The 9690-nt window shown below is 61.1% G+C and carries 17 protein-coding genes and 2 pseudogenes; 1 reads left to right on the forward strand and 18 read right to left on the reverse strand.

Going from position 1 to position 9690, the window contains the following annotated elements; translation table 11 throughout:
• The 13 genes and pseudogenes from ACE3Q6_RS21925 to rplB all read right to left on the reverse strand — a co-directional run.
• Positions 1-144 (reverse strand): annotated as a pseudogene (locus ACE3Q6_RS21925) (50S ribosomal protein L5); the annotation flags it as partial.
• Positions 144-449 (reverse strand): 50S ribosomal protein L24, encoded by a 306-nt coding sequence (rplX, locus tag ACE3Q6_RS21930; RefSeq protein WP_374437197.1) that lies wholly within the window; start codon positions 447-449, stop codon positions 144-146. The gene rplX and the pseudogene ACE3Q6_RS21925, both read right to left, overlap by 1 nt.
• A complete protein-coding gene (gene rplN, locus ACE3Q6_RS21935; protein WP_023666245.1) occupies positions 449-817 on the reverse strand; it encodes a 50S ribosomal protein L14 in 369 nt (122 codons plus the stop codon). Before rplN ends, rplX begins: the two co-directional genes overlap by 1 nt.
• Before the next feature lie 59 nt (positions 818-876).
• Complete coding sequence (gene rpsQ, locus ACE3Q6_RS21940) at positions 877-1116, reverse strand: 30S ribosomal protein S17 (RefSeq protein ID WP_374437201.1); 240 nt, start codon at positions 1114-1116, stop codon at positions 877-879.
• An 11-nt stretch (positions 1117-1127) separates the two neighbouring features.
• The gene (gene rpmC / locus ACE3Q6_RS21945; protein ID WP_137110190.1) at positions 1128-1328 is read right to left on the reverse strand and encodes a 50S ribosomal protein L29; all 201 of its coding nucleotides are present in this window, start codon (positions 1326-1328) and stop codon (positions 1128-1130) included.
• Between the two features lie 165 nt (positions 1329-1493).
• Positions 1494-1967, reverse strand: a complete 474-nt coding sequence (locus ACE3Q6_RS21950; protein ID WP_374437204.1) for a hypothetical protein — start codon at positions 1965-1967, stop codon at positions 1494-1496.
• A gap of 1 nt (position 1968) precedes the next feature.
• The gene (locus ACE3Q6_RS21955) at positions 1969-2592 is read right to left on the reverse strand and encodes a TIGR02466 family protein (RefSeq protein WP_374437206.1); all 624 of its coding nucleotides are present in this window, start codon (positions 2590-2592) and stop codon (positions 1969-1971) included.
• Between the two features lie 111 nt (positions 2593-2703).
• Complete coding sequence (locus tag ACE3Q6_RS21960) at positions 2704-3105, reverse strand: hypothetical protein (protein ID WP_374437208.1); 402 nt, start codon at positions 3103-3105, stop codon at positions 2704-2706.
• Between the two features lie 80 nt (positions 3106-3185).
• Entirely contained in the window at positions 3186-3599 is a 414-nt protein-coding gene (gene rplP / locus ACE3Q6_RS21965; RefSeq protein WP_374437210.1) for a 50S ribosomal protein L16, read from the reverse strand.
• A 13-nt stretch (positions 3600-3612) separates the two neighbouring features.
• Complete coding sequence (gene rpsC, locus ACE3Q6_RS21970) at positions 3613-4329, reverse strand: 30S ribosomal protein S3 (protein ID WP_374437213.1); 717 nt, start codon at positions 4327-4329, stop codon at positions 3613-3615.
• Positions 4329-4709, reverse strand: coding sequence for a 50S ribosomal protein L22 (gene rplV / locus ACE3Q6_RS21975; protein ID WP_137110185.1), 381 nt, complete (start codon positions 4707-4709; stop codon positions 4329-4331). The genes rpsC and rplV overlap by 1 nt, the downstream gene beginning before the upstream one ends.
• A gap of 3 nt (positions 4710-4712) precedes the next feature.
• On the reverse strand, positions 4713-4991 hold the full coding sequence (gene rpsS / locus ACE3Q6_RS21980; RefSeq protein ID WP_374394209.1) for a 30S ribosomal protein S19: 279 nt from the start codon (positions 4989-4991) through the stop codon (positions 4713-4715).
• Positions 4992-4994: 3 nt separating this feature from the next.
• Complete coding sequence (rplB, locus tag ACE3Q6_RS21985; protein ID WP_149589314.1) at positions 4995-5834, reverse strand: 50S ribosomal protein L2; 840 nt, start codon at positions 5832-5834, stop codon at positions 4995-4997.
• Positions 5835-6625: 791 nt separating this feature from the next.
• Between rplB and ACE3Q6_RS21990 the strand changes: the two genes are divergently transcribed.
• Complete coding sequence (locus ACE3Q6_RS21990; protein ID WP_374437216.1) at positions 6626-7390, forward strand: hypothetical protein; 765 nt, start codon at positions 6626-6628, stop codon at positions 7388-7390.
• Between the two features lie 61 nt (positions 7391-7451).
• On the opposite strand, the gene ACE3Q6_RS21995 is transcribed toward ACE3Q6_RS21990, so the two are convergent.
• The 5 genes and pseudogenes from ACE3Q6_RS21995 to tuf form a co-directional block, all read right to left on the reverse strand.
• Positions 7452-7772 (reverse strand): 50S ribosomal protein L23, encoded by a 321-nt coding sequence (locus tag ACE3Q6_RS21995; RefSeq protein ID WP_374437218.1) that lies wholly within the window; start codon positions 7770-7772, stop codon positions 7452-7454.
• Positions 7769-8389, reverse strand: coding sequence for a 50S ribosomal protein L4 (gene rplD / locus ACE3Q6_RS22000; protein WP_374437220.1), 621 nt, complete (start codon positions 8387-8389; stop codon positions 7769-7771). Before rplD ends, ACE3Q6_RS21995 begins: the two co-directional genes overlap by 4 nt.
• Complete coding sequence (gene rplC / locus ACE3Q6_RS22005; RefSeq protein ID WP_374437222.1) at positions 8386-9099, reverse strand: 50S ribosomal protein L3; 714 nt, start codon at positions 9097-9099, stop codon at positions 8386-8388. The genes rplD and rplC overlap by 4 nt, the downstream gene beginning before the upstream one ends.
• A 12-nt stretch (positions 9100-9111) precedes the next feature.
• Entirely contained in the window at positions 9112-9420 is a 309-nt protein-coding gene (rpsJ, locus tag ACE3Q6_RS22010) for a 30S ribosomal protein S10 (protein ID WP_149589319.1), read from the reverse strand.
• A 127-nt stretch (positions 9421-9547) separates the two neighbouring features.
• Positions 9548-9690 (reverse strand): annotated as a pseudogene (tuf, locus tag ACE3Q6_RS22015) (elongation factor Tu); the annotation flags it as partial.

The following is a 9690-nucleotide window of genomic DNA, read 5'->3' on the forward strand; positions in this document are numbered from 1 at the left end:
GCCGACGCCCATGTTCAGGACGATCTTGTCCAGACGCGGGATCTGCATGTCGTTCTTGTAGCCGAATTCCGACTTCATGCCGGCGCGGATCTTGTCCTTGTAGACGGCCTTCAGACGCGGCGTGTAGGTGGCTTGGTCGAGCATCAGATCGCCTCCCCGGTGGTCTTGGCGAAACGGACCTTCTTGTCGCCTTCCATGCGGAAGCCCACGCGGGTCGGTTTGCCGTTCTTGTCCACGATGGCGAGGTTCGACAGGTCGATCGGCATCGCCTTCGGCACCCGGCCGCCCTGCGAGGACGCCGACTGCTTGGTGTGGCGGATCGCGACGTTCACGCCGTCGACGATGGCCTTGTTCTCGGACGGCATGACGGCGGAAATCTCGCCCTTCTTGCCCTTGTCCTTGCCGGTGAGCACGACGACCGTGTCACCCTTTTTCAGCTTGGCAGCCATCAGAGCACCTCCGGAGCCAGCGAGATGATCTTCATGAAGTTCTTGGCACGCAGCTCGCGCACGACCGGCCCGAAGATACGGGTGCCGACCGGTTCGCCCTGGTTGTTCAGGATGACGGCGGCGTTGCGGTCGAAACGGATCGAGGTGCCGTCTTCACGGCGGACTTCCTTGGCGGTGCGAACGACGACGGCCTTGCGGACGTCCCCCTTCTTCACGCGGCCCTTCGGAATCGCCTCCTTGACCGACACCACGATGATGTCGCCCACGGAAGCATAACGGCGGTGCGAACCGCCAAGAACCTTGATGCACTGCACCCGGCGAGCGCCGGAGTTGTCAGCGACATCCAGATTCGTCTGCATCTGGATCATTTGAAAGTCTCCCGACCTTCAGGGACAAGCCCTGGGGTTTCGTTCGGGACCGGAGTGACTTAAGCAGAAGCTTCGGTCACCACGGTCCAGCGTTTCGTTTTCGAGATCGGGGCGCATTCCTCGATGCGGACCACGTCGCCGACCTTGAACTTGTTCTCCGCGTCATGGGCGCGGTATTTCTTCGACTTGCGGACGGTCTTCTGCAGCAGCGGGTGCTTGAAGCGGCGTTCCACGAGAACGGTGATCGTCTGCTCGTTCTTGTCCGAGGTGACGACGCCTTGCAGGATGCGTTTCGGCATTGGTTTTCCCCTTACTTCGCAGCTTCAGCGGCTTTTTGGCCGAGAACGGTCTTGATGCGGGCGACGTCGCGACGGACGGCACGCATGCGGGCGGTGTTCTCAAGCTGGTTGGTCGCTTGCTGGAAGCGCAGGTTGAAGGCTTCCTTCTTCAGCTGAACCAGGCTGTCACGCAGCTGGTCCGGCGTCTTCGAACGCAGTTCTTCGGCTTTCATGCCGGTCTTTCCTTTTCACAATCGCCAGTCGGCCCCTTGGGGGGTCACCGAGGACCTGGCGGATCAATGACAATCCGCCGACGCCGAGTCACCCCGGAATCGCGGATGCGCCCGTATAGGGGGGAAGACGGCGGGGGGCAAGGGGGAAGTTGGGGGGCAAACAGGTCACGCAGAAAGTGCAGCACTGCAGATGTCGGTGATGTCCCTTGAACCTGGCTGTCCGACCCACTCGGCCCAAGCGATGTGAGCCGTGCCGCTCTTCTGCACCTTTGCATCATACAACTTCTGAACGACCGGCTTCGGGAGCATAAATGCGCCATGAAGTTCGAACTTCTTGGTCCATCGGACAGCGACAAAGTAATCAGCTTTGTCCATGTTGCTTTGTCTTAAAGAGACACGCGGGAATGGACCGTCGGTCCCGAGAATTCTCGACTTAACCTCGATCCTGCCATAGGTCTCCGACCACACGTCAGAGCCAAGATTGTTTCCACCAACCACTTCCCCGCCAGTTGCGATTGCTACGAGCAGCTCACTAAGCAATTCATGTGCAATCTTGTCGTACCGTTGAAAGCATTGTGCTGAGCGAAGGATGCTCGCCATTTCTTTGGCATCCTGAAGGGCAAAAAGCTGCTTTGACATCCTAAGCCCACCCATAGTTGAAGCTGACCGAGATCCGTTCCTCCTCGGACATATTCATCGGCACCTCGTGGCGCAGCCAGCTTTCCCATAGGAGCACCTCCCCCACCGCCGGCTTGACGTAGACGAAACGCTGGAGCTCTTGCGGCGCGGTTTTCAGGGGGACGGGGGCCAGCATCATCATCGGCAGGCGCGGGTCCTCCAGCTTCAGCGCCGAGGTCCCCTCCGGCATCGCGACATAGGTGGTGCCAGAGATCACCGAATGCGGGTGGATGTGGCTGGCGTGGGTGCCGCCTTCGGGCAGGATGTTGATCCAGAGGGAATTGCACTTCAGCTTCTTGTCGCCCAGATCGAAACCGAGGTCGGTGCAGAAGGCCGCGACATGGCGGTCCAGCGCCTTTTCCAGATCGCCGAAGATCGGCATCCGCCAGGGCAGGTCGTTCAGCGAGGCATAGGAGGTGTAGCCGGGATAGCCGTTCGCCTCGCACCACTCTTGCCCGGCCTCGTCATCCTCGGCCACGGTCTCGCAGGTGACGCGCAACTCGTCGTAGTCGACCTTCTTCTTGGCCAACTCGTTCAACTTGGCGCGGTAGAGGCGGGTGACGAAGAGGGAGATGATGTCGGGCACGGTGGGGGTCCTGCGCAAAGGTGCCTTTGGCCTATCACGCTATCTGGTGGAGCACAAAGCCACCGGGGCGCGCACTCCTTGAGAAATGCAGCCGATCGCGTGCCTTCTAAGTTAGTGCTGTCTGCTTTCCGACACCGGCGCGAACATAACGCGTCTCGCACACCAGACATCGTCTGGATCGCCGATTTTCCCCAAGCAGGACAGATTGCGACGCAACCAAGCCGCGGACAGCGTGTATGGGGCGCCGTTGTAGTTTGACTCTTTGGGGAGCTGGTCAAGGCCATGGGCCCAGAGCAAACCCTCATCGGACATGAAGGCAAGCGTTTCGCTGCCCGGAATCTCTACAGCCATCGCATACTGATCTTGTCGCCCATTCAGACCAAGGTCGGGCGTCTTGAACAGAAACGCAGCGCCACGCCAAAAGCCGGTATCGCCGCATTCGCTTAGCCGCATCCATCCGAGTTCGCCCACACGTTTCCATCCCACCTGGTCTAGATACGGTCCGCTCATCATCGGAGCATTCCTCCCATTGAAAAGACCCCCGCCGTTTCCAGCGGGGGCCGAATGTAGGGTGCGCTACAGCGCACCGAACCTTACCAGTCTTCCTTCGCGACGATGCGGGTCGTGACCGGGAGCTTCATCGCGCCAAGGCGCAGGGCCTCACGCGCGATCTCGTCGTTCACGCCGTCGATCTCGAACATGATCCGGCCCGGCTTGACCTTGCAGGCCCAGTAGTCGGTCGAACCCTTGCCCGAGCCCATCCGGACTTCGACGGGCTTCGCCGAAACCGGAACGTCCGGGAAAATCCGGATCCAGACCCGGCCCTGACGCTTCATGTGGCGGGTGATCGCGCGGCGGGCCGCTTCGATCTGCCGCGCGGTGACGCGCTCGGGCTCGGTCGCCTTGAGGGCGTAGGAGCCGAAGTTGATCAGGAACCCACCCTTGGCTTCGCCATGGATGCGACCCTTGTGCATCTTGCGATACTTGGTGCGCTTAGGTTGCAGCATCTTCTCTCACTCCTCAGGCGCGTTCGCGGTCGCGACGCGGGCCACGGGGGGCCGGGCCGTCGGCGGCTTCGGCCAGGCGGCGGTCATGGGCCTGGGGATCATGCTCAAGGATTTCGCCTTTGAAGATCCAGACCTTCACACCGATGATCCCGTAGGGGGTTTCGGCTTCCGACAGCGCATAGTCGATGTCGGCACGGAGCGTGTGCAGCGGCACGCGGCCTTCGCGGTACCATTCGGTCCGGGCGATCTCGGCGCCGCCAAGACGGCCGGCGACGTTCACGCGGATCCCGAGCGCACCCATCCGCATCGCGTTCTGCACGCCACGCTTCATCGCGCGACGGAAGGACACGCGACGCTCCATCTGCTGGGCGATCGACTCGGCCACCAGCTGGGCGTCGAGTTCCGGCTTCCGGACTTCGACGATGTTGAGGTGCAGTTCGGACTTGGTGAACGCCGAAAGCTTCTTGCGAAGCGTCTCGATGTCCGCGCCCTTCTTGCCGATGATCACGCCCGGACGTGCGGTGTGGATGGTCACACGGCACTTCTTGTGCGGACGCTCGATGATCACGCGGCTGATGCCGGCGGCCTTGAGCTCCTTGTGGATGAACTCGCGCATGCGGAGGTCTTCCAGCAGGAGGTTCCCATAGTCCTTCGACTCGGCGAACCAGCGGCTGTCCCAGGTGCGGTTGACCTGGAGGCGCATCCCGATCGGGTTAACCTTCTGTCCCATTACGCGGTCTCCCCGGCTTGACGGACCTTGATGGTGATTTCCGAGAACGGCTTCATGATCTTGCCGAACCGGCCACGAGCCCGCGGACGGCCCCGCTTCATCACCAGGTTCTTGCCGACCCAGGCCTCGGCCACGACAAGGCTGTCGACGTCGAGGTTGTGGTTGTTTTCCGCGTTGGCGATGGCCGACTGCAGGCACTTCTTCACGTCACCGGCGATGCGGCGCTTGGAGAAGGTCAGGTCGGCAAGCGCCTTGTCCACCTTCTTGCCGCGGATCATGCCCGCGACCAGGTTCAGCTTCTGCGGGGACGTGCGCAGCATGCGCAGCACGGCCATCGCTTCGTTATCCGCCACGCGGCGGGGGTTCTTTTCCGCACCCATGGCTTATTTCCTCTTCGCTTTCTTGTCGGCGGCGTGACCGTAGTAGGTCCGCGTCGGCGAATATTCACCGAACTTCTGGCCGATCATTTCTTCCGTCACCGCAACGGGGACGTGCTTCTTGCCGTTGTAGACGCCGAAGGTCAGACCGACGAACTGCGGCAGGATGGTGGAGCGGCGCGACCAGATCTTGATCACTTCCGCCTTGCCGCCAGCCTTGGCTTTCTCGGCCTTCTTCAGGACGTAGCCGTCGACGAACGGGCCTTTCCAGATGGAACGTGCCATGGATTAACGCCCTTTCTTCTTGGCGTGGCGCGAGCGGACGATCAGGCTGTCAGAAGCCTTCGGCTTGCGCGTCTTGTTGCCCTTGGTGCCCTTGCCCCACGGGGTGACCGGGTGACGGCCGCCCGAGGTCCGGCCTTCACCACCACCATGCGGGTGGTCGATCGGGTTCATCGCGACGCCGCGGACAGTCGGGCGGATGCCCTTGTGCCGCATGCGGCCGGCCTTACCAAAGTTCTGGTTCGAGTTGTCGGGGTTCGACACGGCACCGATGGTGGCCATGCATTCCTGACGGACCATGCGAAGCTCGCCCGACGAGAGGCGGATCTGCGCGTAGGAGCCGTCGCGGCCGACGAACTGGGCGTAGGTCCCTGCAGCGCGGGCCAGCTGGCCGCCCTTGCCGGGCTTCAGTTCCACGTTGTGCACGATCGCGCCGATCGGCATGCCCGAGAACGGCATCGCGTTGCCGGGCTTCACGTCGGTCTTCGCGCCCGCGATGACCTGGTCGCCCACGGCCAGGCGCTGCGGCGCGAGGATGTAGGCCAGTTCACCGTCCTGATACTTGATCAGCGCGATGAAGGCGGTGCGGTTCGGGTCATATTCGATCCGCTCGACGACCGCCGGGATATCGAACTTGCGACGCTTGAAATCGACCACCCGGTAGAGACGCTTCGCGCCCCCGCCCTGGTGCCACATCGTGATACGTCCGGTGTTGTTCCGGCCGCCAGAACGGTTCAAACCCTCGGTGAGGTGCTTGACCGGGCGGCCTTTCCACAGCTCCGAACGGTCGATCAGAACCAGCCCGCGCTGGCCAGGCGTCGTCGGTTTATACGACTTGAGTGCCATGTTTCCTGTCTTCCGTTTGCTTGCACGGGTGTCGCCACCCGGCGGTGAAGGGCTCCGAAGATCCCCGATTAGGTGCTTGCTCCGTTTGCGGCTGCATCGGGAACGAACAAACCAAGAGCCCCGGACGAATCCGGGGCTTCTGGCGTGGCGCGGGAGTAGCAGAGGGGGGTGGGGGTGGCAAGGGGGAGGAGTTGATTTTCTCTGGTCGGTTTCGTGCGAAAGATTGAAACTTGAGCGCTCACTCGCCCAGAGCAGGCGTCGTGCAAGAACACTCAAGTGCGTAAACTCACTCGGTCCAGCGCGAACCGCCGGCATCGCGCGAACGAGGCACAGTCGCTTCTTTCATTCAGGAACTCATGTATCGTACCGGATAGGAGCCGATAAAGGAGCTTGACATGGTGTCACCTCGACAGGACCGCTGGGTAGTTTCTGCTGAAAAACCAGAAGATGATGAAAGGTTTGACTCACTTGTTGAGCAACCGTTCGGCTCATTTCGTAAGACGCTCGGCTACGGCAGCGGGCGATCAAGGATTTATGAGCTGTTTCAGACCGAAGAGGAAGCAAGGCGTTATGCCGTACAGATCCAACTCTTTGGCGCTAAAAGCATAAGTGTCAGCCCTCCCAGAACATCTATTAAGGGCTCAAGACGTTTGCGAGGTTGATGTAACAGCCCCAAGACTTCACCGCACGCCCCAGGGCAATCGCAGTATGATTAGAAACCCCAACGATCATCGCAGGTATCATAAGGCTTCGCGGAGCCCTATGTTGCCAGAAGAGGTTAGGATTGAACTATGACCATTACGCAGGACGATATCTGGCTCGAGATGAATTCCAGAATGCCGGCAGACGACAGGAAACGGCGCGACGAGTCTCGCGAAGCTATACTTGATCTCATATATGCCTCATGTGCAAATCTTGAGGAGATTTCAGATAGCGAATGGGACAATTGGGTCGAGGATCAGAAGGCTCTTGTTAACGAGTACTTTCGGCTAAGGGATAGTGTTGCACCACGCCTCCGCGGGAGTGAGCATGGTTATCAGGATGACGGCGTTAAGTCCAACCAAGAGTTAGATACAGCAATTTTGGATTTAGAGGCAGTTGCGAACGAAATTTCTGCAAAGATCTCAGTGGATGGCCTCGATCTCAATGAGCTCGAAAGGTGGAGAGAGATAGACCCAAGATGGGATGTTATGCGCGCACGCGATAGGCTGAGGTGGCGCTCTCGATTGCCTCAAAGTGACCCACGGATCGATGAACTACTTTATCAATATGGAATTTGGGACAGGGAGGTCCATGATCGGCAACTTAGATTAATGCCGCGAATGGGCGTCTGGAGACTAATTCTCACCGCGCTTTTTGACCCCGGTGAAATTCAATTTATGCAGGGACGAATTGCAGATGTGGCAAAGGCAGAAGGGATGCGTGATGGCCTTAGGCTAGCATTGTGGGCGTTCGACTATGCGCCAGAGAATGCTGAACTTTCGGACGGCAAAACCGATATACCAATAACACAATTGGGTACAGGCTTTTGGCGAAGTGGAAAGGAGACACCTTGATGCCACGCAAAAAGCCCCCGCCTTCCGGCAGGGGCTCTCTCATTTCACTCCAGGCCGAAGCTCAAAGACCAGTCGTCACGTCGATCGTCTGACCGTCTTCCAGCATGACATAGGCCTTCTTCTTGTCCGAGCGCTCGCCTGCGCGACCGCGGAAACGCTTGGCCTTGCCCTTGGTGATGGTGGTGTTCACCGCCTTCACCTTCACACCAAAGATCGCCTCGACGGCTTCCTTGATCTGCGGCTTGGTCGAGTCCATCGCGACCTGGAACACGACGGCACCCGCCTCCGAGGCCATGGTGGCCTTTTCGGTGATGACCGGCTTCTTGATCAGGTCGTAGTGCTCCGGCTTCAGGGCCGCAGCGGATTTCGGTGCTTTGCTCATTTCAGGCGAGCCTCCAGGGCTTCGATACCGGCCTTGGTGATGACCAGGGTATCACGCTTGAGGATGTCGTAGACGTTCGCGCCGATGGTCGGCAGGACGTCAACGCCCTCCAGGTTGCGGGCGGCCAGGGCGAAGTTCGCGTCGACCGAAGCGCCGTCGATGATCAGGACGCGCTTCCAGCCGAGCTCCGACTTCATCTTGGCGAGGTTGGCGGTCTTGGCCTCGGCCAGCGTGGCCGCGTCCAGGATCACCAGCTCACCCGCCTTGGCCTTGGCCGAGAGCGCGTGCCGCAGCCCGAGGGCGCGGAACTTCTTCGGCAGGTCATGGGCGTGGCTGCGCGGGGTCGGGCCCTTGTAGACGCCACCGTGACGGAAGATCGGGGCCTTCTTGGAGCCGTGGCGAGCGCCGCCGGTGCCCTTCTGGCGATAGATCTTCTTGGTCGAGTAGCTGACGTCCGACTTGCCGAGGACCGAGTGCGTCCCGGCCTGGGCCTTGGCGCGCTGCCAGCGGACCACGCGGTGCAGGATGTCGGCGCGCGGCTCGAGGCCGAACAGCGCTTCGTCCAGGTCGATGGAGCCGGCCTTCTTGCCGTCCAGCTTGATCACATCGAGTTTCATGCTTCACCCCCTTCGGCGCCAGCGGCAGCCGGAGCAGCAGTGCGGATCGCGGCCGGACGCGGGGCGTCCTTGGCTTCCGGCTTCTTCACGGCGTCCTTGATGGTGACCCAGCCGCCCTTCGACCCGGGGACAGCGCCCTTGATCATGATCAGGCCGCGGTCGGCGTCGGTGCGGACGACCTGCAGGTTCTGCGTGGTCACGCGGACCGAACCCAGGTGGCCGGCCATCTTCTTGCCCTTGAACACCTTGCCGGGGTCCTGGCACTGGCCGGTCGAGCCGTGCGAACGGTGCGAAACCGACACACCGTGGCTGGCGCGAAGGCCGCCGAAGTTGTGACGCTTCATCGCACCGGCGAAGCCCTTACCGATCGAGGTGCCGGCGACGTCGACGAACTGGCCCGCGAGGTAGTGGTCGGCGGTGATTTCCGCGCCCACGTCGATCAGGCAGTCCGGCGAGACGCGGAATTCCGCGATCTTGCGCTTCGGCGCGACATTCGCCTTGGCGAAGTGGCCGCGCTGAGCGGCGGTGGTCCGCTTGGCCTTGGCCACGCCCGCGCCGAGCTGGACGGCGGTGTAGCCATCCTTGTCAGCGGTGCGCTGTGCCACGACCTGAAGGCTGTCAAGCTGCAGGACCGTGACCGGAACCTGCTTGCCGTCTGCCAGGAACAGCCGGGTCATGCCCAGCTTCTTTGCGATAACTCCAGAGCGCATCTGTTGCCCTCCTTACACTTTGATCTCGACGTCCACGCCAGCGGCGAGGTCGAGCTTCATCAGCGCGTCCACGGTCTGGGGGGTCGGATCAACGATGTCGAGCAGGCGCTTGTGCGTGCGGATTTCCCACTGGTCGCGCGACTTCTTGTCGATGTGCGGACCACGGAGAACCGTGAATTTCTCGATCTTGTTGGGCAGCGGAATGGGTCCGCGAACCTGGGCACCGGTACGCTTCGCAGTGTTCACGATTTCCTGGGTGCTGGCGTCCAGCACACGGTAATCGAACGCGCGGAGCCGGATGCGGATGGTCTGACCTTGCATCGGTTTTTTCCCTTTAGAACATCGGCCTGGGGCTTGGGCGCCCACCCGAGAGGTTCTGTTTCGTTAGTCTGTAGTCGGGGTCGAAGGGCGCGCTGATACAACCCGCCCTTCGGAAGTGCAATAGGCCTTAGGCGATGATCTTCGAGACGACGCCTGCGCCGACGGTGCGGCCGCCCTCACGGATGGCGAAGCGCAGCTTCTCTTCCATCGCGATGGGGGCGATCAGCTCGACCTCGAACTTCAGGTTGTCGCCCGGCATCACCATCTCGG

It is taken from the genome of Tabrizicola sp., assembly GCF_041913445.1.
Classification (GTDB): Bacteria; Pseudomonadota; Alphaproteobacteria; order Rhodobacterales; family Rhodobacteraceae; genus Tabrizicola.